This window comes from Rossellomorea sp. DUT-2 (assembly GCF_052665285.1).
The window spans coordinates 293,632-317,202 of record NZ_JBQPEO010000001.1; the positions used below are offsets into that span (position 1 = coordinate 293,632).

31 protein-coding genes, 1 tRNA gene and 1 riboswitch are annotated in these 23,571 nt (G+C 40.5%); of the genes, 21 read left to right on the top strand and 11 right to left on the bottom strand.

Annotated elements, in window-relative coordinates; all coding sequences use genetic code 11:
• Window positions 1–8: 8 nt before the first annotated feature.
• Window positions 9–494, bottom strand: coding sequence for a CotY/CotZ family spore coat protein (locus ACOSV2_RS01535; RefSeq protein WP_397553776.1), 486 nt, complete (start codon window positions 492–494; stop codon window positions 9–11).
• Between the two features lie 126 nt (window positions 495–620).
• On the opposite strand from ACOSV2_RS01535, the gene ACOSV2_RS01540 reads away from it, so the two are divergent.
• The 10 genes from ACOSV2_RS01540 to ACOSV2_RS01585 all read left to right on the top strand — a co-directional run bounded on the left by ACOSV2_RS01540 (window position 621) and on the right by ACOSV2_RS01585 (window position 6,388).
• Complete coding sequence (locus ACOSV2_RS01540; protein WP_113969977.1) at window positions 621–971, top strand: DUF1360 domain-containing protein; 351 nt, start codon at window positions 621–623, stop codon at window positions 969–971.
• Between the two features lie 266 nt (window positions 972–1,237).
• Window positions 1,238–1,708: a sporulation protein gene (locus ACOSV2_RS01545; RefSeq protein ID WP_428973677.1), complete on the top strand. Its 471-nt coding sequence runs from the start codon at window positions 1,238–1,240 to the stop codon at window positions 1,706–1,708.
• 12 nt (window positions 1,709–1,720) lie between these two features.
• Window positions 1,721–2,191, top strand: a complete 471-nt coding sequence (gene spoVAC, locus ACOSV2_RS01550) for a stage V sporulation protein AC (protein ID WP_113969979.1) — start codon at window positions 1,721–1,723, stop codon at window positions 2,189–2,191.
• On the top strand, window positions 2,191–3,207 hold the full coding sequence (gene spoVAD, locus ACOSV2_RS01555) for a stage V sporulation protein AD (protein ID WP_428973678.1): 1,017 nt from the start codon (window positions 2,191–2,193) through the stop codon (window positions 3,205–3,207). The genes spoVAC and spoVAD overlap by 1 nt, the downstream gene beginning before the upstream one ends.
• Before the next feature lie 18 nt (window positions 3,208–3,225).
• Window positions 3,226–3,582 (top strand): stage V sporulation protein AE, encoded by a 357-nt coding sequence (gene spoVAE, locus ACOSV2_RS01560; protein WP_428973679.1) that lies wholly within the window; start codon window positions 3,226–3,228, stop codon window positions 3,580–3,582.
• Between the two features lie 15 nt (window positions 3,583–3,597).
• Entirely contained in the window at window positions 3,598–4,290 is a 693-nt protein-coding gene (locus ACOSV2_RS01565; RefSeq protein WP_428973680.1) for a DUF421 domain-containing protein, read from the top strand.
• A 79-nt stretch (window positions 4,291–4,369) separates the two neighbouring features.
• Window positions 4,370–4,486, top strand: coding sequence for a YjcZ family sporulation protein (locus ACOSV2_RS01570; protein WP_082051146.1), 117 nt, complete (start codon window positions 4,370–4,372; stop codon window positions 4,484–4,486).
• Between the two features lie 127 nt (window positions 4,487–4,613).
• Window positions 4,614–4,874, top strand: a complete 261-nt coding sequence (locus ACOSV2_RS01575) for a stage VI sporulation protein F (RefSeq protein WP_113970022.1) — start codon at window positions 4,614–4,616, stop codon at window positions 4,872–4,874.
• A gap of 222 nt (window positions 4,875–5,096) precedes the next feature.
• Window positions 5,097–5,375, top strand: a complete 279-nt coding sequence (locus ACOSV2_RS01580; RefSeq protein WP_428973681.1) for a hypothetical protein — start codon at window positions 5,097–5,099, stop codon at window positions 5,373–5,375.
• 116 nt (window positions 5,376–5,491) lie between these two features.
• Complete coding sequence (locus tag ACOSV2_RS01585) at window positions 5,492–6,388, top strand: MBL fold metallo-hydrolase (RefSeq protein WP_428973682.1); 897 nt, start codon at window positions 5,492–5,494, stop codon at window positions 6,386–6,388.
• Here the strand turns inward: ACOSV2_RS01585 and ACOSV2_RS01590 are convergent.
• The 4 genes from ACOSV2_RS01590 to ACOSV2_RS01605 form a co-directional block, all read right to left on the bottom strand.
• Window positions 6,385–7,059, bottom strand: coding sequence for a DUF421 domain-containing protein (locus ACOSV2_RS01590; protein WP_428973683.1), 675 nt, complete (start codon window positions 7,057–7,059; stop codon window positions 6,385–6,387). The two genes, ACOSV2_RS01585 and ACOSV2_RS01590, sit on opposite strands and share 4 nt — an antisense overlap.
• Before the next feature lie 130 nt (window positions 7,060–7,189).
• Entirely contained in the window at window positions 7,190–7,612 is a 423-nt protein-coding gene (locus ACOSV2_RS01595) for a GNAT family N-acetyltransferase (RefSeq protein ID WP_113969986.1), read from the bottom strand.
• Between the two features lie 3 nt (window positions 7,613–7,615).
• A complete protein-coding gene (locus ACOSV2_RS01600; protein ID WP_113969987.1) occupies window positions 7,616–8,134 on the bottom strand; it encodes a YjcG family protein in 519 nt (172 codons plus the stop codon).
• A gap of 170 nt (window positions 8,135–8,304) precedes the next feature.
• Window positions 8,305–9,030 (bottom strand): alpha/beta hydrolase, encoded by a 726-nt coding sequence (locus ACOSV2_RS01605; protein WP_428973684.1) that lies wholly within the window; start codon window positions 9,028–9,030, stop codon window positions 8,305–8,307.
• Window positions 9,031–9,181: 151 nt separating this feature from the next.
• On the opposite strand from ACOSV2_RS01605, the gene ACOSV2_RS01610 reads away from it, so the two are divergent.
• The 4 genes from ACOSV2_RS01610 to ACOSV2_RS01625 all read left to right on the top strand — a co-directional run bounded on the left by ACOSV2_RS01610 (window position 9,182) and on the right by ACOSV2_RS01625 (window position 13,655).
• Window positions 9,182–9,736 carry a phosphatidylglycerophosphatase A family protein gene (locus tag ACOSV2_RS01610; protein WP_113969989.1) on the top strand — a complete coding sequence of 185 codons (555 nt, stop codon included), beginning with the start codon at window positions 9,182–9,184 and terminating at the stop codon, window positions 9,734–9,736.
• A gap of 315 nt (window positions 9,737–10,051) precedes the next feature.
• Window positions 10,052–11,044 (top strand): TAXI family TRAP transporter solute-binding subunit, encoded by a 993-nt coding sequence (locus tag ACOSV2_RS01615; RefSeq protein WP_428973685.1) that lies wholly within the window; start codon window positions 10,052–10,054, stop codon window positions 11,042–11,044.
• 120 nt (window positions 11,045–11,164) lie between these two features.
• Window positions 11,165–11,683, top strand: a complete 519-nt coding sequence (locus ACOSV2_RS01620; protein WP_428973686.1) for a DUF1850 domain-containing protein — start codon at window positions 11,165–11,167, stop codon at window positions 11,681–11,683.
• Entirely contained in the window at window positions 11,670–13,655 is a 1,986-nt protein-coding gene (locus ACOSV2_RS01625; protein ID WP_428973687.1) for a TRAP transporter permease, read from the top strand. The genes ACOSV2_RS01620 and ACOSV2_RS01625 overlap by 14 nt, the downstream gene beginning before the upstream one ends.
• Window positions 13,656–13,713: 58 nt before the next feature.
• Here ACOSV2_RS01625 and ACOSV2_RS01630 read toward each other — a convergent pair whose 3' ends face one another.
• On the bottom strand, window positions 13,714–13,938 hold the full coding sequence (locus ACOSV2_RS01630; RefSeq protein ID WP_428973688.1) for a hypothetical protein: 225 nt from the start codon (window positions 13,936–13,938) through the stop codon (window positions 13,714–13,716).
• Window positions 13,939–14,086: 148 nt separating this feature from the next.
• On the opposite strand from ACOSV2_RS01630, the gene ACOSV2_RS01635 reads away from it, so the two are divergent.
• Window positions 14,087–14,158 (top strand) — tRNA-Val (locus tag ACOSV2_RS01635).
• 178 nt (window positions 14,159–14,336) lie between these two features.
• Here ACOSV2_RS01635 and ACOSV2_RS01640 read toward each other — a convergent pair.
• The gene (locus ACOSV2_RS01640; RefSeq protein WP_181778143.1) at window positions 14,337–14,510 is read right to left on the bottom strand and encodes a hypothetical protein; all 174 of its coding nucleotides are present in this window, start codon (window positions 14,508–14,510) and stop codon (window positions 14,337–14,339) included.
• A 342-nt stretch (window positions 14,511–14,852) separates the two neighbouring features.
• On the opposite strand from ACOSV2_RS01640, the gene ACOSV2_RS01645 reads away from it, so the two are divergent.
• Window positions 14,853–15,053, top strand: a complete 201-nt coding sequence (locus tag ACOSV2_RS01645) for a cold-shock protein (RefSeq protein ID WP_034763533.1) — start codon at window positions 14,853–14,855, stop codon at window positions 15,051–15,053.
• A 163-nt stretch (window positions 15,054–15,216) separates the two neighbouring features.
• On the opposite strand, the gene ACOSV2_RS01650 is transcribed toward ACOSV2_RS01645, so the two are convergent.
• Complete coding sequence (locus ACOSV2_RS01650) at window positions 15,217–15,342, bottom strand: hypothetical protein (RefSeq protein WP_258549658.1); 126 nt, start codon at window positions 15,340–15,342, stop codon at window positions 15,217–15,219.
• A gap of 180 nt (window positions 15,343–15,522) precedes the next feature.
• Between ACOSV2_RS01650 and ACOSV2_RS01655 the strand changes: the two genes are divergently transcribed.
• From ACOSV2_RS01655 to ACOSV2_RS01670, 4 genes are all read left to right on the top strand, one after another.
• Complete coding sequence (locus ACOSV2_RS01655) at window positions 15,523–16,290, top strand: 3-hydroxyacyl-CoA dehydrogenase (protein WP_428973689.1); 768 nt, start codon at window positions 15,523–15,525, stop codon at window positions 16,288–16,290.
• A 113-nt stretch (window positions 16,291–16,403) separates the two neighbouring features.
• Window positions 16,404–17,549: an acyl-CoA dehydrogenase family protein gene (locus tag ACOSV2_RS01660; RefSeq protein WP_428973690.1), complete on the top strand. Its 1,146-nt coding sequence runs from the start codon at window positions 16,404–16,406 to the stop codon at window positions 17,547–17,549.
• Window positions 17,550–17,563: 14 nt separating this feature from the next.
• Window positions 17,564–18,718 (top strand): thiolase family protein, encoded by a 1,155-nt coding sequence (locus ACOSV2_RS01665; RefSeq protein WP_428973691.1) that lies wholly within the window; start codon window positions 17,564–17,566, stop codon window positions 18,716–18,718.
• A gap of 95 nt (window positions 18,719–18,813) precedes the next feature.
• On the top strand, window positions 18,814–19,104 hold the full coding sequence (locus tag ACOSV2_RS01670) for a nucleotide pyrophosphohydrolase (RefSeq protein ID WP_428973692.1): 291 nt from the start codon (window positions 18,814–18,816) through the stop codon (window positions 19,102–19,104).
• Window positions 19,105–19,148: 44 nt separating this feature from the next.
• On the opposite strand, the gene ACOSV2_RS01675 is transcribed toward ACOSV2_RS01670, so the two are convergent.
• Window positions 19,149–20,006 (bottom strand): MurR/RpiR family transcriptional regulator, encoded by an 858-nt coding sequence (locus tag ACOSV2_RS01675; RefSeq protein ID WP_428973693.1) that lies wholly within the window; start codon window positions 20,004–20,006, stop codon window positions 19,149–19,151.
• A gap of 164 nt (window positions 20,007–20,170) precedes the next feature.
• Here ACOSV2_RS01675 and gndA point away from each other — a divergent pair, with 164 nt between their 5' ends.
• Window positions 20,171–21,583, top strand: coding sequence for an NADP-dependent phosphogluconate dehydrogenase (gene gndA, locus ACOSV2_RS01680; protein WP_428973694.1), 1,413 nt, complete (start codon window positions 20,171–20,173; stop codon window positions 21,581–21,583).
• Window positions 21,584–21,631: 48 nt separating this feature from the next.
• On the opposite strand, the gene ACOSV2_RS01685 is transcribed toward gndA, so the two are convergent.
• Window positions 21,632–21,808: a hypothetical protein gene (locus ACOSV2_RS01685; protein WP_181778144.1), complete on the bottom strand. Its 177-nt coding sequence runs from the start codon at window positions 21,806–21,808 to the stop codon at window positions 21,632–21,634.
• A 124-nt stretch (window positions 21,809–21,932) separates the two neighbouring features.
• Entirely contained in the window at window positions 21,933–22,709 is a 777-nt protein-coding gene (locus ACOSV2_RS01690) for a SurA N-terminal domain-containing protein (protein ID WP_397553796.1), read from the bottom strand.
• Window positions 22,710–23,364: 655 nt separating this feature from the next.
• Window positions 23,365–23,545: riboswitch (cobalamin riboswitch) on the top strand.
• The last annotated feature ends 26 nt before the right edge of the window (window positions 23,546–23,571 follow it).

The window sequence follows — 23,571 nt, forward strand, 5'->3', positions numbered from 1 at the left end:
CGTGCTGATTAGTCACAAACTCCTTCTACTCTTACATCATCGATACATTGAATAGCGCAGAAGCAATCCAGATCAACTGTGATACAATCTCCAGTCAATTCGTAAATGAAGTTATTGTTTAACCCCATTAATTCGTCTTCTGATTCTACGTCTTCACCTGTAACATGAACTTTCTTCAATACTTGAAGTGTGGCACAGCAGTCGTCAAATACATTCTTCACACGGAAGTAAGGTGTTTTCCAGCAATAATGTTTAGGGTGAACCTTGAATAGGTCTCCTTTTTTATTATAAAGTTTGAAAACACGAGTATTTGGTGCATTTCCAACTGGACTTACCAAAGATCCTAATGGCTCAAGAAAACAATCATTTTTACAATCAAAACAGTCTTGATCTGCTGCATCTTGAACATCTTTAATAGCGCGAACAGCAAGGCATACACAACCGCGGTCTCTTGCACCTGCAATGTCATCTCTTCTGTGATTACCGCAACCCATAAGAATTTCCTCCTTAAATAATTTTCACTACACTAATAACATATTGTAGAAGAGGAAATTGGGTAACGGACAAATGCCCCTTTTAACTAAATTGGGCGGGATATAGTTTATATAAGGAGTGGGAATATGGAGATACTTGACATAATTATATTGGGTATTGCTGTGTTTAGAATGACTCACCTCATCGTATTTGATAAAATAACGGAATTCTTAAGGTCTCCTTTTTTTGATGAAGTACCTGAAATGTCAGAAGATGGGGTGGAAGAAATCTTCCTTGTACCCAAAAAAGGTGGAATAAAAGGGTTTATAGGTGAGCTATTATCATGTTATTGGTGTACAGGTATGTGGGTTGCTGTATTCCTTTATGGAGGGAATGTTTTTTTTCCTCAATTTTTCATCCCGATTATCACAGTATTGGCAGTTGCTGGAGTTGCTTCCATATTAGAGGCGGCTGTCCAAAGTTGGTTAAGAGAGTAGTTCATTAGGTAATTAGTGGAAACAAGCTTGCACTATCGCACATATAATGGTCGTGAGGGTCATGGTAAAAGGAGGGCGATCATTATGAAGAATACTTCTACAAATAGCAAGAAACCAATAAATTCCCCCATTAAGAAAAAAGGGTGCGGTTGTGGATCAAAAGTGAAGAAAAGTTAGGCTGCTCAAAATGGGCAGTCTTTTTTTTTCATAAAATCTCACTTTAAGAAAAAAATAAAACATGAGTACAAATAAAAGAGGGATATGTCATGAACAAAAAACGAATCATCATCGTTCCACTTACGATACTTGTCTTAATAGGTTGCGCCAATAAGCAAGATGGAAATGACAGCAAGATTGCGCTTATGAAGAAAACCGATCCGCCGCCCATTGAGTTAGTGGACAATCCTGAAACAGACAGCTATGGACATGCCATTAAGAGGGAAATTTCGAAAATGAAAGAGCTATATGACGTAGCGGTCATTCAAGGAAAAGAAGAAACGCTCGTGGTATATAAAGTGAAGCATCTGCAAAGATTTCATATGAAGAAGATCGAAAAAAAGATGGATCGTTATTTAGAAGATAAATATCCGGATGAAGACTTTATATTGTCCAGTGATTACAAAATCTTTCTTGAAACCATCCGCTTAAAGGAAAAGCTTAAGAAAGGTTCGATTCCAAAGAAAGATGCGGAAAAGAAGTTCCAGGATATTGTGAAGCTTCAAAAGGAAAAGACGTAGGAGGAATGTTTTGTGGGGAAATCACCAAAAACGCCCGAACAGAAAAAATACGAACAGTTGGAAAAACAATATGAAACAAAGAGGCCTCTACTTAAAAATGTACTGAAGGCATTCTTTGTGGGGGGATTCTTCTGCTTGGTTGGTCAGGTCATTACGTATATCTTTATTTATTTCTTTAATTTCACAGAACAGACGGCAGGGAATCCAACTGTTGCCACCATGGTATTTATATCCATGCTTCTGACGGGCTTTGGCGTGTACGATCATATCGGTCAATTCGCAGGGGCGGGTAGTGCTGTCCCTGTCACCGGGTTCGGAAACTCAGTGATATCAGCAGCCATCGAGCATAAAACGGAAGGGTATGTCTTGGGTGTCGGCGGCAATATATTCAAGCTTGCAGGTTCGGTCATTGTATTCGGGGTATTCTCAGCCTTTGTCGTGGCATTAATCAAGACAATCTTAATTCAACTGGGGGTGATATAATGCTTCAGGGTTCAAGGTCATGGGTCTTTCCTACACATCCGGCCATCCTGTCGACCGGTGTCGTTGGTGGTCCATTTGAAAAGAAAGGGAACTTAGCTTCGGACTTTGATCAGTTTTACGATGACCTGTGGATGGGACAGGACACATATGAAAAAGCCAATCGAACTCTCATTGAAGATGCGGTTCAGATTGCGTTGGATAAACAGTCTCTCCAAAAAAGCGATGTACAGTTTTTCTTAACGGGGGATCTTATTAATCAAATTACCCCATCAAGCTTTGCTGCCAGGACCAATGGAATCCCGTACTTCGGATTATTCGGAGCATGCTCGACGTCGATGGAGGGGTTGGCGTTATCTGCATTCTTGGTTAATTATCATGGGGCTCAGCATGTAGTGACAGGGGCATCCAGCCATAATTCTGCAACTGAGAGACAATTCCGCTACCCGACTGAATATGGCGGTCAAAAGCCTCCAACAGCTCAGTGGACTGTAACAGGTGCTGGTTTCGCAGTAATTGGAGAAGGAAAGTCTGTTACAGCCCCTGCACCGAGAGTTACCTCTGCAACCATCGGCAAGGTGATGGATATGGGGTTGAAAGATCCCTTTAACATGGGAGGAGCCATGGCACCGGCTGCTGCTGATACGATTGCAGGTCATTTTCAAGACCTGGGGAGAGATCCTTCTTACTACGATTTGATCATCACAGGTGATCTGGCTAAGATCGGCAGGCGGACAGCTGTTGAAATGCTGAAAGAAAAAGGATTCAACTTCTCGGATCATCAATTTAAAGATTGTGGATTACTGATTTATGGAGAAAATCAGCCGGTCCAATCCGGAGCCAGTGGTCCAGGCTGTTCAGCTACAGTCCTGTACGGTCACCTATTAAATGAAATGAAAAAAGGGACATATAAACGCATCTTAGTTGTGGCGACGGGAGCCTTGTTATCACCATTGACATTTCAGCAAGGAGAAACAATACCCTGTATTGCTCATGCGGTTTCCATTGAATACATGTAAAGGAAAGGAGGAAACGAAGTGTTAGCGATGTTTTTTTGGGCCTTTACAGTAGGCGGGATCATTTGTGTGATTGGTCAATTACTGTTTGATGTTGCTAAATTAACTCCAGCCCACACATTAAGCTTACTAGTGGTGGCAGGGGCGGTTTTTTCAGGATTTGGATTGTATGAACCTCTCATTGATTTTGCCGGTGCAGGAGCGACCATTCCCATAACAAGTTTCGGTAACGCCCTGGTCAATGGAGCCATGCAGGAATCACAGGAACATGGGATAGTGGGAGTCCTTACCGGGATGTTTGAAGTGACAAGCTCAGGGATCTCGTCCGCAATCATATTCGGTTTCATAGGGGCACTCCTTTTCAAACCTAGAGGATGATAGAGGTGAAGAACGATGCCTGAATACTTAGAGGTAGCGTTACGCAGTATATTTATCTTACTTTCCTTATTTGCCATAACCAAGTTACTAGGGAAGAAGCAGCTATCTAAATTGTCTTTTTTTGAGTACATTACAGGAATCACGGTTGGGAGCATTGCAGGGACACTATCAATGGATCTTGGACTTCCTTTAAGTGAAGGACTGATGAGCATCTTTTTATGGTTTAGCTTTCCGCTCATTTTCTCCTTTCTTTCTCTTAAGAGCGTTCGATTTAGACGATTTGCCGAGGGGAAACCGACTGTTTTCATAAAGGATGGAAATATAGATGAGAAGGCTTTAAAGAAAGAAAAGTATTCCGTTGATGAACTGCTGGAACAATTGAGAAAGAAGGACGTGTTCAGAGCTGCAGATGTGGAATTCGCGTCACTGGATACCAATGGAGATCTAAGTGTTTTGCTCAGAAGAGAAAAAAGACCGCTTGTTCGAGAAGATGTATATAAAATCTCACAAAAGTCCACCCCTCCACAGGCAGTCATTTCAGATGGGGAAATAGATGAAGCGGCCCTGCAGGAAGTGGGATTTCCCCTGCCCTGGTTACAAAAAGAGCTAGCCAAAAGACAATTGCAAGTTGAATCCATTTTCCTTGCCCAACTGGACCGCGAAGGAAACCTGACCTTCGACCTGTACAATTGGACAAACACACAATAAATTCTCCAAAAGCCCATACGTATTGTTCTCTCTATACATATGTTATAAGAGACTAAAGGTAAAAGAGAGGTGAAATTATATGTATGGATATGGATACGGTGGCTGTGGATATGGCGGCGGCGGTTATGGCTCAACATTTGTATTGATTGTTGTGCTTTTCATTCTCTTGATTATCGTTGGAGCTAGCTTCTGTTAGAAAGGGGTACAAAAGGCAGAATCCTCATTAGAGGGATTTTGTCTTTTTGTTTTGTTTGGGAAATTCTTAATCACGCTCCTGGTTTTTTTACATATGATGCTTATAGTTAAAAGGAGGCGTGATGGAAATGAATAATAACTTTTTTAAGAATTTAGAGAAGAAGACAGGCGTAAACATGAACGAAGTGTTAGAGCTTGCGAACTCATTACAAAATGCAAACTTCAAAGATGAAGCAACCGTTAGAAGCGTCATTAAACGCGTATCTAAAATTGCCAATAAACCCGTAAACAAGGAAATGGAAAATAAGATTGTGCAGTCGATTGTGAATGATGGAAAGCAATTAGACTTTGGAACCATCTCCAATATGTTAAACAAGGGGAAGAAATAAAAGATATAAAATTAAAGGAGAATGGACATAAAGGTGTGTCTCAACACGTACTTTATGTTAATTCTCCTATTTATTTTTTCACTATGGTGTAAACGTGTTTAGATTTATCATCCAGACATGGTACATATATCAACAATCTCGACAGCCCATAGAATCGATAAGCCTAAAAAGAGTTTAATGTTCAACCCTATATGGGTAACTAATACCAAGGAGGTAATGAAAATGGGATACATTGCTCCAATTCCTCATCATCAGTATAAACAGTATCAGGAACGAGAATTAAAAGTTGAAAAACATCCGTTTACCTTTCTCCCCGTACAACCTGTAAAACCCATGAAAAATAAAACTCAAGGACATACTGAAGAAGCAGAATCGTCCTATCATGTACTTCAATCAAAACAACGCAAAACTTCATACGAAGCACTCTCTAAACCTTCCATCCCGGCAACATTATTAGCCCAGCTAACAGGAAAAGGAAAGCACTTTAACGAATATGTATAGAGAAGTTTGAGGGGCATTTTTTAGGCACTTTGAAAAATCCCAAAAGGAGCATTCCTTATGGGTTTTTTTTCATTAACGGCCCATATCGGGCCCCTGACATATTTGGAGGTAATCACTTGAAACTACAAAACCTTGCCGAGCATTGCTATGCATTTACCGGGAGTGTTACCATTGGCTACTGCATCAAAGAAGGAAAGGGTCTTCTTATTGACAGTGGTTTGGATGATTCTGCCATGAAGAAAGTGATCAAAATCTTATCCAATGAAGGACTGCCTTTGGATTATTGTGTCATCACCCACGCCCACGCAGATCATTTTGGAGGAGCTCACTTCTTGAAGAACAAACATGGGACTCCATTGTTTGCTCCAAAACTTGAAAAAGCGATCATGGAGAATTCGATCCTAGAACCGATTTATCTTTTTAATGGAGCTAATCCCATAAATGATTTGAGAAATAAGTTTCTTGAAGGACAATCAGTGGTCATTGATGATGAGTTAAAGATTGGTGAAAATAGCATTGGTCCTTTCACTTTTGAAGCAATTGAATTACCAGGTCATTCATATGGTCAGGTGGGGTTGCTAGTTGATGATGTTTTATATGCAGCGGACAGTTATTTTGGAAGGGATACGTTGGAAAAGCATGTCATTCCGTTTATCATTGATGCGGATCAAACGCTGGATTCCTTAGAAAAACTCCTTCACATACCATGCAAAGGAGCGATTCCGGGACACGGGGATTATGAAGAAAACTTTGTTAATACGGTTCAGGAGAATATCGATCTTCATGAAGAACGTATGAGATCTCTTCTAACACTTGTGAATGAGAGTTCAGAAGGTTATTCCTTTGAAAAAGTAGTAAAAGAGTATTTGAAATTACATAGAATAGCTGTAACGAATGTGGGGCAATGGCTCTTGTTCAGGACATCGGTGACGGCTTACCTTACCAGTTTTGAACGAAAGAAACTCCTATCCTTCACGATAAGGGAGAATGAACTCATCATTATGCCCCATTAATACCCTTGAACTAACAGGCTTTCTCCTTCTTCCCATTCGGCGTATAAAACGTCTTCGGAAGAGAGGAAGCCTTGTTTTTTTATTTCATTTAACAACCAATCCTCTTTTTGCTCGGCCAGCTTTAAATTATCATAAACGATTTCTCCGTCCACGATTAAAGAAAGTGGTAGAGTAGCTGTTTTCACAGGGATATTTAGGTCTTTGCGCTGAACGATTTCATAAATGGGCTTTCTAATGACACTTAGCGTACCGTCAGACTCCAAAAGGGCATATTCACATTCCCTTACTGAGAAAATATCTTTAGCCCGAAGTAAATGCTGAAGCTGATTAAGATCTAAGTGATTCTTCTTGAGTTCATCAAAGTTAATCTTCCCTTTATTAATGATCAATGCAGGTGTTCCTTCCAGCATATGGCGGAATCGTCTCGATTTCTGAGTGAAATACTCTGTGGAAAAGATCAAGCTTCCCCAAATGAAAATGGCTGTAAGGATCGGAAGCACACTGACTTTGCCATCATATAAGGAGTTACCTACAAGTTCACCTAATATTAAAGCTGAAATGAAATCAAAAGCAGATATTTGAGTGATTTGAGTTTTACCAAGGATTTTTGTAAGAATCAATAAGGCAAAATATCCTACAATTAACTCGACGGCAATCGACATGAATTCCATAAGGATCCCCCTTCCCTTACACTTTCCCATTATCGACGAGTTGATAATGTAATATACTTCTTTATATGGGAATTGATAAAGCAAAAAAGGAACAAACAATGAAGCTGATCAGCTTCATCGCTTGTTCCTTTTAGATATCCTTTTTCATTGTTTTATGAGGGATCCCTGCGTCCAGGAATTCATCAGATGTAACTTTATAACCTAAGCCTTCATAAAAAGGGATGGCATATGTTTGGGCATTTAATTTTAATTGGGATAAGTGCTCCTGCTTTGCATATTTTTCAATGGCAAGCATGATTTCACGCCCAGCTCCTTTTCCCCTGACGGATTCTAAGACGCATATTCTTTCAACTTTCCCAAGTCCATCTAGAATACGGAAACGGCCTGCACCTACAGCGTGTGTTTGGTCGTAAAGGACAAAGTGAGTGGAATCGTTCTCGAATTCATCGATTTCTTCTTCGAGTGGAACCTTTTGTTCTTCCACAAACACTGTCTTTCTTATGTTGAATACCTCTTGGATCTGATCTTCTGTTTTTGCAACTTCGACCTTCAACTCTTACTCTTCCTTTCCTAAACGGAAGGTTTCGTAAACTGTCCAAGAGCCGTTTTCCAATTGATATAACAAATGGAATCGGTCAATGGTTTCTTCATGATCGATTCCCAACATACGCAGGGATCCGAAAATATCCGAGTGCTCATCATTCGAAAGCTTTTGAGCGACAGTAATGTGAGGAACGAAAGCGAATTCCGGCTCGTCACCCATGAAGTTTTGATTATGCATGTCATCGTGTAACCCTTGCAGTTCAGGAGTGGAGTTCACCTTGAAATAGATTACATTGTTCACAGGCTGAAAAGAACTTACTTTGTACACTTTTAAATTGAAGGGATCGTATTTCTTTGAAATAACATTTAATTTATCAGCTATATCCTTGATTTGATCATCATCTGCACTAAAGACATTCTTTAATGTCAAATGTGGTGGAACCAATGCATAATGAGGATCATAACGTTTCCTATAAGAGTTTGCGATATCTTGCAGTTTTTTCGATGGGAAAATGACTATACCATAATTCATTTTCTTCAATCCTCCTCTATTTAACAATCTTTGTATTATGTATAGTATAGCAAATTTTTCAAAAATTTAATATAGGGCGAACGGATAGGTTCTCCTTTTATCAAGTGATGCCGGCGGGTCCCTGCATTCATTTAAAGAGAGGCAAGGGTGGTCCCTTGCCTTGTCGGGGTTTAGTTAAACATCATTTTCAAAGCACGTCTCAAATCGGGTTGCCAATGTTTCCACGTATGATCTCCGTCGAATTCATCGTAAAAGGAAGAGAATCCTTTCTGATCGAATGTCTCGTGAAGCTTACGGTTTGGCTTTAAGAAGTCTTTTACTTTGCCGTCCGTCGTTTTCACCTCTGTTTCCTGCTTACCAATGATATGGTAAATGCTTAACAATGGAGGCTGTGAGAAGCTTTCTACGGCTTCCAACACTTTCTCGTTGACGAAAGGTGACTGCAGGAGAACCTTGCCAAATGTGTTTGGGTATTTTAATGCAGTCATCAATGAGACAGTCGCTCCTAATGAATCACCAACGAGGGCACGTCCCATTCCCATATGATAAGTTGGGTAATGCTCGTCTAGATACGGGACCAATTCATGTGCTAAAAAGCGAATGTAAGAATCGTTTTCTTCACCGTGTGGATGGTATTTTCTTCTCCGGTCTTCAACATCTTTATATGGGACTCCCACGATAATCATGTTTTCTATTTCCTTATTTCCGAGAAGTTCATCAGCCAGACGGGGGATTCTTCCAAGCTGGAAATAGTCCTTACCATCCTGGGTGATCAGTAGTGAATATTTATAGAGGGGAGAAAAAGTAGCTGGCAAATATACGAGCATCTTAATCTCTTCATTTAGTTCTTTACTAAAGAGGTTTAATTCGGTTACAGTTCCTCTTGCGGTTGTCATGACGATATCCTCCTATAATAAGTGTTAACGTTTACAGAAAGATTGTATCATATTCTCTTCGATAATTCCCTAAAGCGGATTACAATACGAAAATTCAAAAGAATGGTATAATTCGAGTGAGTTAATGTACTGTTCAGAAAGGGGTATTACGATGAATAAACCTGTACATTCAAGGGATGTAACGAAAGCTGCACTACAGAGGCTGAAAGATAGAGGAGTATCTATAGAAGATATTGCTGAAATCGTCTATGAAATGCAGTATCCATATAATCATGAGTTAAATATGGAAGATTGTATCGACAGTGTGAAGAAAGTATTATTAAAAAGAGAGATTCAGCATGCGATACTTGTAGGGGTAGAACTGGATCAGCTTGCTGAAGAGAAGAAGCTTTCCGAACCACTTCAATCCATTGTAGAATCAGATGAAGGGTTGTTTGGAGTAGATGAGACCATTGCTCTAGGTGCAGCATTAGGATATGGAAGTATCGCTGTTACCACTTTTGGTCATCTTGATAAGAATAAGATCGGTATCATCCGTGACCTCGATACAAAGAACGGGAAGGGTGTACATACCTTTTTAGATGATATCGTGGCAAGTATTGCGGCAAATGCTTCTTCGAGAATTGCACATAGTCTACGGGACCGTGAAGAAAATATTTCAGAAGAAGATAAGATGAAATTCGAGGATGAGGAATTAATAGGCTAGATCATTTCCTGATATATAACAGAAGGACTGGAGAGGAATAATTCCTCTTCAGTCTTTTTACCGTGGACAAACATGCGTAGGGGAAGAAAATAGAGAGGAGAAATGTAATCGCTTTATACATTCAGTATACATTTGTAAGATAATTGACATAACAAGAACAAGCCGTACTATAGATTTCATTTAGAGTGTAATGGCTGTAGAAAGGGTTTTTTATAAAAATTGTTAAAATTTTATGTATTTGATTTGACAAGATTGTTACAGACTGTGTTACAATTATTTCGTTAAAGTATAAAATTGTATAGGGGGAATTAGAATATGAAAAAACGCAGTTTATTTCTAGGTACTGCACTACTTCTAGTTCTATCTGTCATTCTTTCTGCATGTGGCGGAGGATCAGGTGGAGGATCATCTGAGGGTGAAGGTAACAAAGAGGTTGACTTCATTGGGATTGCTACAGGTGGAACAGGGGGTACATATTACCCGTTAGGCGGAACATTCGCTAAGATCATTCAAGATGAAACAGGAATCAAATCCTCGGCTTCTACTTCAGGGGCATCGGCTGAAAATATGGCGGCCATTAAAGATGGTAAAACTGAAATCGCTTTTACACAAACCGATATCGCATCTTATGCATCGGAAGGAACTGAAATGTTCAGCGATAATAAAGTAGAAAACGCAAGAGGAATTGCCACTCTATATCCTGAAACGATTCAAATCGTTACAACAAAGGATTCTGGTATCAAGTCCGTTGAAGATCTGAAAGGTAAAGTTGTTTCTGTCGGTGAAGCCGGTTCTGGAACTTTACTGAACGCGAAACAAATCCTTGAGGTTCACGGAATTACGTTAGAGGATTTAGAAGCACGTAATCTATCATTCGATGATTCAACCACTGGTATCCAGGATGGTACAATCGATGCGGCGTTCATTACTTCAGGTACTCCTACAGGAGCGGTTGAAGGATTGGCTGCAACGCAAGATATCACAATCGTACCGGTTGAATCCGGTAAAATCAGTGAGCTGATCGAGAAATATCCATACTACTCTGAAGATGAAATTCCTTCAGGCACGTATAGTAAAGTCGATGAGGCAGTTACAACTGTTGCGGTTCGTGCAATGTTAGTAACAAATGCTGATATTTCCGAAGATGTAATCTATGATGTTACAAAAGCCATTTTTGAAAATACAGATGCAATCACTCATGCCAAAGGTGAGTTAATCAAGGCTGAAGATGGACTAAAGGGTATGGGGATTGAATTACATCCTGGTGCGAAGAAATACTTTGATGAAAAAGGCGTTTCAATGGAATAGATCCACACCAACAGATGGACGAAGGGATAGGCCGCGTAAAACGGTCTATTCTTTTGTTTTGGTATAGGCTAAAAAAATGGCAAGTACAGCAGTAATAAATGGAATGGTGGGGACTTTGTTATGAAGAAAATTTCATTCATAGGAACAACTCTCATTATTCTTGTTCTTTTATTCATCATTTTTATTCCCTTTCAAACATATTTGGTAATTGAACCGAGGAGTACTGAGGGTGATCCAGTCCTTTTCGCACTTCCTGAAGATCATACATTTTCGGTTCGTTACACTCATTCTATTCATCTCTCAGAAGTAGAAGAGTTTTATCGCCAATCTACAAATCAAATTCAACAGACAAAGCTGCTTTATGAGGATACTGCAATTGGTATGCCTGCAAATGCAGAAGGAAATGAAACCTTCGAGATGACAAAAGAAGGAAAATACTTGATTTCAAATATGAATAAAGTGTTTCCATACATTGATATTCGCATCGGACAAGTGGTAGCCAATCATCGTCTCATATTGGATGGTAAAGACTATCCTTTAGCTGATTATTTCGATAAAGGGTCTGTCGTTCGGATGCATTTAAAGAAACAAACACTATATGATCAGTGGAAAGGAGTGACCGTTGTTGGGAAAAGATAAAGAATTCGAATCATTAACCTCTGAACAACAACAAGAATTATTAGAAAAATATGATCCTGAATCATCAACGAGAAAGCTGCACCATGGACTGTTTAAATGGGTGATTTTCTATGGTTTATTAGCATTTTCATTATTTCAATTAGTCGCATCGATCTTTCAATTTATCCCTAGACAATTATTATTATCCATTCATTTAGGGTTTGCTTTGTCACTTGTCTTTCTTCTGTTTCCTGCTAGGAAAAAGAATCTGCGAAAAGATAAAGTGGCATGGTATGACGTCGTCCTCTCTGTCATATCTGTAGGAATTGGTGCATACTGGCCGATTATGCAAGATGATATTGTGAGCAGAGTAGGCATCATGACATCACTTGATTTTTATGTTGGTTTTGCTGCGATGATCTTAGTATTGGAGGCAACCCGTCGTGCAGTCGGTTTACCCATCACGATTATTGCCTCTGCTTTCATTCTCTATATGTATTATGGACGATTGATGCCTGGATTCCTTGCACACAGGGGATATGATTGGGACGATATCGTTAAGACGATGTTCTTTACAAGTGAAGGAATTCTTGGAACACCACTATATGTTTCAGCAACCTTCATCTTCCTATTCTTACTATTCGGGGCCTTCCTCGTTAAAACAGGCGTAGGGCAATATTTCAATGATTTAGCTGTGGCCATTGCCGGTAAACGCACTGGTGGTCCTGCTAAGGTTGCAATTTTCTCGAGTGCCCTGCAAGGAACGATCAGCGGAAGTTCCGTTGCGAACGTTGTAACATCTGGTTCCTTTACGATTCCAATGATGAAAAAGCTCGGCTATCGTAAAGAGTTTGCAGGTGGAGTAGAGGCAGCAGCCTCAACGGGTGGTCAGTTAATGCCGCCAATCATGGGAGCTGCAGCATTCTTAATGGTTGAATTCATCGGTGGAATCTCATACTGGGATATCGCAAAGGCTGCCACCATTCCAGCTCTTTTGTATTTTACAGGAATTTGGATTATGACTCATTTTGAAGCGAAGCGAATCGGTCTTCGCGGTCTTTCAGAAGAAGAAATGCCTAATCGCAAAGAAGTTTTAAAGAAAATTTACTTATTAATGCCGATTCTTACGGTCATTATTTTATTAGTCAGCGGTATGAGTGTTATGCGTGCAGCCCTTTGGTCAATTGTTGCTACGATCGTGATTAGCGCGATTCGAAAAGAGACAAGGATTGGATTTAAAGATGCTGTCGACGCACTCGTAGACGGTGCACGTACTGCACTTTCCGTAGCTGTAGCAACTGCGGCTGCCGGGATGATTGTCGGCGTAGTGACGAAAACGGGATTAGGGCTGACGCTTGCGAATGGTTTAGTTGACCTTGCTGCCGATTTAACAAATTCATCAGAAGGTAAGTTAATCCTGACCCTGGTATTTACGATGATTGCATCGATTGTATTAGGTATGGGATCACCTACAACGGCCAACTATGTAATTACGTCCACAATCGCGGCACCTGCGATCATCCTGTTAGGTGCACCTGAGTTAGCGGCTCACTTATTTGTCTTTTACTTTGGTATCATTGCAGACATTACCCCACCGGTGGCTCTTGCAGCATTTGCCGCCGCCGGGGTGTCGGGGGGAGAGCCGATACGGACAGGGGTCAATTCTGCTAAATTAGCGATTGCCGCCTTTATAATTCCGTATATGTTCGTCCTGTCTCCTGAGTTGCTGATGATTGATACAACCATCCCGAGACTATTATGGGTTGTCTTTACGGCAATAACCGGAATGATGGCCATAGGGGCAGGGATGATCGGGTATTGGTACAGAAGAGTGTTTGTGATTGAACGATTCCTTTGTGTTGCCGCCGGTTTAATGCTGATCTACCCGGAGGGAAGCACAGACATCATTGGTTTAGTATTATTTGCTATTATGCTCGCGTTACAATTCTTCATTAAAAGAGAAGACAAAACACCCAAAAAAGCAACAGCATAAACAAAGATGCGTGAGGCTGACCCTTTATCAGGTCGGCCTCACGTGTTTTAGTTTCCAACTAGGATATGGTTCGTTTCTTATCAGGAAGAAGGGGATAAGCAGCCAAGATATCATGTAGTCGGAATCTGCGGAACTCTTTTCGTAATAAGCAATAGGCGAGAATAATATCCCCGTCGATTTTTTTTACGATGATTTTTCTTTTCGTACATATGGACTCAGGATTCATATAGATGATTTCAATGGTGCGTTGGTCCATGAATGAGCGCTGTAATACCGTATTCATTTGTGAGCTCCTCTCCTGGAAGTGTACCCACAGTATATGCGAACAAATGTTCTTTTATACATGAATTCCCAGAAGGGAAATGTATAGAACAAAAAATGATTGACATTTTTCTCATCATGACTATAATTTAATATATACCTTCCATTGCGACTTGTTAGCTCAGTGGGAGAGCACTTCCTTGACAGGGAAGGGGTCGTGGGTTCGAATCCCTCACAGGTCATACATAAAGAAAGCCTGCATCTTATTTAAAAGATGCAGGCTTTCTTCTTTTTATGTAGATAAATCTTTATAAAGGATTCTAAACGGTCAGCGCCGTCTTGCCATTAAAAGTAAAAAGGACTCTATTGGAATTCAGGTAAGAGTCCTTGCCAAATCATATTAGATATGATCACTTCTTTTTAGTTGACTTCTAATTCTTCCTCAAAATAAAATGTGCCAGGATGTTCTTTTACGATATATGAGAATCGCTTCATATTTTTTACGTATTGCCATTTCAATACTGTCACTGTTTCGCCAGTTTCCTTTATCGTAACCATTGCGCCATTACTAAAACGATTTTTTGTGGATTTCATTGGGCACTCCCTTTCATATTCTCTCATTATACCACAGTTTACCCTTCATTTTAGAGTCCCATTAGTGATAAATATTGATAAATGTAATGGTAGCGCTTTAACGGGCGTTAAGGTAATAATCATTAGTCATATCAAGAGACCATTTGTTGGAGGTAAGGTTTTGTCAGAGGTCTGACTTTCAAAACTTCTCCTCGAAGAACTTGCTTATTTCTTTCGTTCCTGTTATTCTATAGAAGAATTATTTTTGTCCGGTATACGAGGGAAGAACAAGATTTGATTTTTCACCTGATATCGCAAGAATAGTAATACATTGTGTGTAAAGCACTTTAGGAGGCAACAAACATGGAAAATGGTAAAGTAAAATGGTTTAACGCAGAAAAAGGTTTCGGATTCATCGAAGTAGAAGGTGGAGACGACGTATTCGTACACTTCTCAGCGATCCAAGGTGAAGGTTTCAAATCTCTTGACGAAGGTCAAGAAGTATCTTTCGACGTTGAACAAGGTGCTCGTGGACCACAAGCAGCTAACGTACGTAAAGCATAATCTAACTTTACAACTCCAAAAACAGACTCATTCGTGAGTCTGTTTTTTTTATGGAGATATTTAAGTAACCGGGGACAAATGAGAAAATGAATATGCGCCTTTCCAATATATATCCGATTTAAAACGGTCGTCATAAAAAGGGAACCTTCACATTGTGTATAATTTATTTTCCTAAATCTTTCTTCGTCACTTCACTGCGAATATTGAGTTCTTTCGAGAATTCAGTATCGCTTTTTTTGTTGTTTGGGTATTTGTTTTTTCGTTCACGATTATCATTTTTATTTGTCATTGTTTCCTCCTGTTTGTAAATGACTTTTACACTCTTATTCTTAACAAGTGATGCTTCGTTATCCTTGGTAAGTAAGGGAAGGGAATTTTGAGTAGACAGAATTATAAAAATATTGTATCTTTTTCCTTCCTACAACGCTAAAATTAACATATATGCTTTACATGAGTGGAGGAATTTATCGTGGAAATGAAAGAAATAGTCGCCGTAGTGACAGGTGGTGCATCCGGGCTGGGTGAAGCTACAGTAAGAAGGATTATTGATGAAGGAGGTAAGGCGTTTATACTGGACCTCAATGAAAAGAGAGCAGCTTCCTTGAAAGAGGAGTATGGAGATTCCATTGGCTTTTATAAAACAGACGTTACAAAGGAAGGGCAGGTGTTAGAAGCCTTGGAGGGGTCGATACAGGCTTTTGGCGGTTTTAATACAGTAGTGAATTGTGCAGGGATTGCTCCACCAGGGAAAGTGGTAGGAAGAAATGGGGTTCACTCTCTCGATCGATTTTCCAAGGTAATTGAGATTAACTTAATTGGTACGTTCAATGTGATACGCTTGGCTGCAGAAAAGATGGCGGGTAATACACCAAATGACCACGGAGAAAGAGGGGTCATCGTCAATACTGCTTCTGTTGCTGCATTTGATGGGCAGATCGGTCAGGCTGCTTATAGTGCATCTAAAGGTGGAGTGGTCGGGATGACTCTTCCGATTGCCAGGGAGCTTGCAAGGGATGGTATAAGAGTCATGACCATTGCACCGGGATTATTTCATACCCCCATGTTTGACACACTTCCTGAAGAAGCAAGAAATTCACTTGGGAAGATGGTACCCTTTCCTCCAAGGCTCGGTCATCCATCTGAATATGCTCAATTAGTGAAGAGTATACTCGAGAATCCAATGCTGAACGGTGAAACGATCCGGCTAGACGGTGCGATTAGAATGCAACCCAAGTAAGTGGTTACAGCTGATGAAAATGGTTGCTCAATAAATGAATGCATGTTCATTCATTATCTGAAAAATGAAAGCGCTTAATAAAAATGCAACATTTGTTAGGAGGGTGAGTACGTATGAAACATCATTATTTAACGGAGGATCATAGCATTTTCAGGCAGGCACTTCGGAAATTTTTACAAAAAGAGGCTTATCCTTTTTATGATGAATGGGAGAAAAACAGGATGGTTCCAAGGGCCTTTTGGACGAAGATGGGAGAGCAGGGGTTTCTTTGTCCGGATCTTGACGAAGTGTACGGTGGAAGCGGGGTGGATTGGGGATTTTCCGTGATTATCAATGAAGAATTGGAACGGGTAGGCTCTGGTTTGATCGGGATAGGATTGCACAGTGACATTGTAGTCCCTTATATATCGGAGTATGGAAGTGAGGAACAGAAAATAAAGTGGCTTCCCGCATGCACGAGTGGAAAAATGATTACGGCCATTGCCATGACGGAGCCTGGTACAGGATCTGATTTAGCCGGGATTAAAACGACGGCTAAGCTTGAGGGGGACCACTATGTTGTGAATGGTCAAAAGACCTTCATCACAAATGGGATTCAAGGTGATTTAGTGATTGTTGCATGTAAAACAGATACGACCATCAGCCCGCCTCACAAAGGGATCAGTTTGTTGGCCATCGAAAGGGATGCACCCGGATTCTCCAGGGGAAGGAAGCTTGATAAAGTTGGTTTGCACTGTCAGGATACAGCCGAGCTGATTTTTGAGGATTGCAAGGTGCCGAAAGATAATTTGATTGGGGAAGAGGGCAAAGGATTTCAATATCTGATGAATAAGCTCCAGCAAGAACGTCTTATCGTGGCGATTGCAGCTCAGACTGCTTCAGAAGAAATGTTTTCTCTTACGATGGATTATGTGAAAAGCCGTCAAGCGTTCGGAAGGGCGATTGGTGAATTTCAGAATACACAATTTAAGATGGTGGAAATGGCGACGGATATTGAGATGGGCAGGGTATTCCTCGATGCTTTGATCGCCGAACATATGGATGGGAAAGATGTTGTGACGAAGGTTTCCATGGCTAAATATAAATTGACAGAAACGGCAAGGCAGATCGCCACTGAATGCATGCAGCTTCATGGTGGATACGGCTACATGGAAGAGTATCAAATTGCGAGAAGATACAGGGATATTCCTGTTGCAAGTATATATGCAGGGACAAATGAGATCATGAAAGTGATCATAGCGAAGAATCTTGGATTATAGAAAGGAAGAGCAGGATGAGAGAGGTTGTTATCGTTGAAGGAATACGATCTGCGGTTGGAAGACGAAAGGGTTCGTTGAAAGATATGAGGCCAGATGATTTAGCAGGGGAAGTGCTGAAAGGGATAGTGGAAAGAGCAGGGATTGACCCTGGGCTTATCGATGATGTCATATTAGGTTGTGTTACTCAATCAGGTGAGCAGGCTGGTGATATTGCCAGGGTGGCTGCATTGATTGCCGGTTTTCCAATTGAAGTACCTGGTACGACAATCGACAGACAATGCGGCTCGAGCCAGCAGGCTGTCCACTTTGCATCACAAGCCATTCTTTCCGGCGACATGGATATCGTGATCGCCGGCGGGGTTGAGAATATGTCAAGAACTCCAATCGGCTCTAATTATCAGGGTGCTCCCTTTAGTGAAAAGCTTAGGGGTCAACATGAAATCATCCACCAGGGTTTATCAGCAGAACGGATTGCTGAAGAATACGGATTCAGTCGTGAAGATCTTGATCAGTTTGCATATTCCAGTCATCAAAAGGCGTTAAAGGCTCAAGATGCTGGTTATTTCGACCGGGAAATTTATGAAGTGATGGTTAAGCTTCCGGATGGAACTGTATTTCCGTTTTCTAAAGACGAAGGACCAAGAAAGGAAACGTCGATGGATGTGCTTTCAAATTTAAAACCTGCTTTTAAAGAAGATGGGATCATTCATGCAGGTAATGCAAGTCAAATTAGTGATGGGGCTGCCGCACTTCTTTTAATGACTCGTGAGAAGGCTGAAGAATTAGGGTTGAAGGCAAGATTCAAGGTTCATACCCGCGTGGTGGTCGGATCGGATCCTACCCTCATGTTAACCGGACCTATACCAGCAACGAAGAAAGCCCTGGAGAAAGCAGGATTGTCATTGGCGGAAATTGATATTTTCGAAGTGAATGAAGCATTCGCACCTGTTGCCCTTGCCTGGTTAAAAGAGATAGGAGCCGACCCTTCCAAACTGAATCCAAACGGGGGGGCGATTGCCCTGGGGCATCCATTAGGCGCCAGCGGGGCACGCATTTTGGTAAGCATGATGCATGAGCTGGAGCGTTCTGGAGGAAGATTCGGCCTTCAAACGATGTGCGAAGGCCACGGGATGGCAAACGCAACAATCATTGAAAGACTCGATTCTTAAGCACAAGAAAGTCGGTTTTCCCTGTCACAATCTTTGTGCCACCCGTGTTATAGTTAAGAAGTGGTAAAAGATGATAGGCAAATGGGAGAGAAAAGATGAAACAACTGTGTGAAAAAGTCATTGAATTCAGAGATGAACGAAACTGGGATGCCAATCACAATGAAAAGGATCTGGCCATTTCCATTTCATTAGAGGCAAATGAACTCCTGGAAAATTTCCAATGGAAAACAAGCCGGGAAGCAGTGCAAGCGACACATCAAAATATTAAAGAAGAAATGGCTGATGTCCTGATTTATCTAGTCCAGCTGGCTGATAAAATGGATATCGACTTAGAAGAAGAAGTGTATAAGAAGCTTGAAAAGAATGCTCTGAAATATCCGAAGTAAGAAATAGGGACGGACCTTTACTTAAGGTCCGTCCCTATTTCTTACTAGATTTTCTTAATGGAAATCGCGTCACGCATTTTTTGCAGGGAAGCTTTGGATAGATCTTTTCTTTTCATCATGGTGTTGACGTAGAGGGCATCCACAATACTAAGCTGACTGATTCTTGAAGCAAGTGCTTCAGATCGATATTCGGTTTCTTGAGATACCGTGAAAAGAGGAATGTCGACTCCGTTGCTCAAAGGGGATTTGGCCAAGTGAGTAATGGCAATGGTCGTTACCCGATTCTTCTTCGCTACGTCCAACACTTCCAATAGATCTTTGTTCGATCCTGAATGAGAGATAAAGACAATCACATCTCTATCGGTCAATTGGGAAGCGGAGATAAGCTGCATATGAGGATCGTTGTATGCCGTAGTGGTCATGCCGGTTCTGAGGAACTTATGGTGAGCATCCATGGCAACAAACCCCGACCCACCCGTACCGTAAAATTCTATTCTTCTGGCACTTATCATCCCTTGAATAGCTTTCGTAAACATTTCTTCGTTCAGCATGCTTAAAGAATCCTCTAACGTTCTGATATTGGACCGGAACACTTTTTGGGCAATAACACCTTCAGAGTCCCCTTCATTGATTGTTTCATGAATATCTTCGATAGGGGTCACCAGGTCGGATGCAAGAGAAATCTTCATTGCTTGATAGCCTTTAAAGCCCAATCGTTTACAGAATCGGAAGACTGTAGCATCTGCAACGTTCAATTCTTCTGCTACACCACTGATGGTAGAGTGGATAATTTTTTCTGGATTAGAAATAATAAAATCTGCAATCATCTTTTCTTTTTCACTGAATTGAGAGTAACGAGAACGGATACGAGGTAAACAATGCTGTACTTTTTCCTCTTTCATGCAAGGGAAACCTCCTCAAGGTGAAATCTTTATGAAAATAATTTTAACCTAATTCATGAAATAAAAAAATATTATTTCATAAAAATCCACCACGGAAAATTATTTCATATTATAATATATACGGTGGAAATATGATTACTCGAAGTGAAAGGATTGATAAATATATGAAAAAACAACAAATAGGTGTTGCCGGTGTCGGAGTGATGGGGAAGAGTCTGGCTTTGAATTTCGAAAGCAGAGGCTACTCCGTTTCCATCTATGATGTGTCTGATGAAAAGGTAAGAGAAGTTCTTGAAGAGCATCCAGACAAGAAAATGGTCGGTACTCACGATGTAAAAGAGTTCGTGCAGTCATTAGAAACACCACGAAAAATATTGATTATGGTCCCAGCCGGTAATATTACCGATAAAGCGATTGAATCATTGCTTCCACATTTAGATCAGGGAGATATTCTGATTGATGGAGGAAACACATACTTTGAAGATACGATTCGCCGCAATAAGGAACTTGGTGAAAAAGGAATCAACTTCATCGGTGCAGGTGTTTCGGGCGGAGAAGAAGGCGCTTTATACGGTCCTGCTATCATGCCGAGCGGTCAGAAGGAAGCATACGACTTAGTCGAGCCTTTCCTGACAGCGATTGCGGCCAAGGTAAAAGGCGATGCGTGCAGTACATATATCGGTCCCGATGGATCAGGCCATTATGTAAAAATGGTCCACAATGGAATTGAATACAGTGATATGCAGCTTATCTGTGAAGCGTATTATCTTATGAAAAATGTATTGGGTTTAAGCGCAACAGAGCTGCATGAGATATTCAAAGAATGGAACGCGGGGGAACTTGACAGCTACCTGATTGAAATCACGGCGGATATTTTCACAAAGGTGGATGAAGAAACAGGAAAGCCCCTTGTTGACGTGATCCTGGATACAGCAGGGCAGAAAGGAACAGGAAAATGGACGAGTATTTCTGCACTGGAATTAGGTGTACCTTTATCGATCATTACTGAATCTGTGTTTGCCCGTTTCATTTCTGCCATGAAGGAAGAAAGAGTGAAGGCAAGTAAAATCTTAAGAGGACCAAGAAATAAGGAGTTCTCCGGTAGCAAAGAAGAGTTTATCGAAATGATTCGTAAAGCACTATATCTAAGCAAGATTTGCTCATATGCACAGGGTTTCGCTCAGCTTCAATCTGCTTCGGATGAGTATAACTGGAACTTGAAGCCCGGCGAGATTTCCATGATCTTCAGAGGTGGATGCATCATTCGTGCAGGTTTCTTGGAAGATATCAAGAAAGCGTATGATCGTGAACCGGGATTAACGAATCTACTGCTTGATCCGTATTTCAAGGAAATCGTTGAAGACTATCAGGAGGAAGCAAGAGAAGTGGTGGCTACAGCCATCAAATTAGGTATCCCTGTACCGGGTCTTGCGAGTGCTTTGGCCTATTATGACAGCTATCGCTCTGAGTCACTGCCTGCCAACCTTCTTCAAGCCCAACGTGATTATTTTGGAGCTCATACGTATCAGCGTGTGGATAAAGAAGGAACATTCCATACGGATTGGTTATCTAAATAAGAAGAAAGAAAGCCCTGTGGGAATCCTACAGGGCTTCTGATTAACATATTATTCTTTGCTAGACGAGTCATCTTTCGTATGATGCTTATTTTTCTCGTCCCGCTGCTCTTTTTTTAAGTCATCGAGGGGAATTGGATCCACATTTTGCTCACTTTCATGCTGATCGAGAATGCCGTCATGATCTTTATTGATCTGCTCTGGATTGTCATTGGCTCTTTTCGTCATTATCTTTTCACCCTCCCTTACTGAGTCGTTGTTGTACCATACCCTTCGTGGGCAGAGAAAAACATCGGGGGAATAGATCATAAGAAAGCCACCTACTGTGTAGGTGGCTTTCTTTCATGGTGCATTAGATTTTTACATCAACTTTAGCATTTTTCTTTAAATCTTCTACATGCTGAACAAGTTTTTCTTGTTTTTTCTGTTGTTCTAATTGAGTTTTGATCTGAGGTTTCACTTCTTCAAATTTTGGTGCATCCTTTGATTCACCCTGACCTTGTTGACTTGCGTACTGATCGTAAAATTTCTTCATTTCATCTTCAGAGACTTCTTCTACTTTGATTTCTTTTTCAACGTAGTTAGTGTATTTGATGTTTTCGGCGATTTGAGTTTTTAACTCGTCCATCGTGAATCCGGCTTTTTTCATTGCGTCTTCAAACTTCTTTTCATCACCGTACTGCTTTTTAACTTCTTCCAGTTGTTTATTGATTTCATCCTCTGATGCTTTGTAGCCTTTTTCATCGGCCTGCTGCATAAGGAGAGTTTGTCCAACCAGGCTATCAATCGTTTGTTCTTTTATTTTCTTTGCTGCATCTTTACTTGTCGGATCTTGCCCCATCTGTTGATACTGCATTTGTGATTGAGTCAATACGTTATTGAAATCTTCACCTTTAATTTTTTCGTCATTTACAATGGCAACGATCTTATCTTTTTCAACCTTCTGTTTATCCATTTTCTTTTGCATTTCTTCCATTTGCTTCGCTTGCTCTTCTTGAGCCTTTCCATCGCTTTTTTCTTCTGTTTTCGCTTTATCGTCAGCTTGTTTTTGGCTCTCCTCGTTCGAACCGCAAGCGGCTAGTCCAATCGCTAATAATGCTACTAGTAAAGTCGTTAATAATTTTTTCATAATAGACCCCTTTCAGAAGTAAGGTGTGATTTCCAAAAAAATCACTTAATGCGCATTTTAAAGGAAAAACCCGTAAAAAGAAAGTATTTAAGCTAAAAAGTATAGATTGTAATGAGGTTGAAATACAGTGAATTACTAATATGGTCCCTCTTTCACTAGAATGTATACGATTACATTTGACTATCAACTGCCGGGCAGAAATGAAAATGTAAGAAGGTTTTCACTTGGTAGCTAAAAAAAAGAGGCTGTTCAAATCGAGTGCTTTCCTCCATTTAAACAGCCTATAAAAAATATTGGGGACCAAAGAATACTGTCAAACAACCTTCTATTTGAATTATAATGAGTGGTAACATTTTCTTCAACCAACATATAGGCAGGTGTCGGCTGACTAGTGTCCATTTGAAGGTAGTATTCAATCTTCTACTATTCTTTTCATGGAAAATAATAATTATAAGCATAATTCAAAGGAAGGATTTTTCCTTTTGTTCAACTTGTTACAACTCTTGACTTTACGAGTGTAATAGAGTGATACTATTAAAAGATTTTAACTTCTAAACAAAATCAATAGTTTCACTTGTAAATTCATTTTTAATCGTTTATGATGATACAGAACACAACATTTAGTGTTTTGTTTGATAATTGTAACTATATATTGATTATAACCTGTGAATAAGGTGTCTGAATGGACTTAAAAGGGAATCCGGTGTGAATCCGGAACTGTCCCCGCAACTGTAAGTGCTGACGAAATAAGGAACTGCCACTGTCATATACGATGGGAAGGCCTTAGAGTAGGGTGAAGCACGAGTCAGGAGACCTGCCTTGTTTATCACGTGTTATCTTCTTCGGGAATTGGGAGGATAAA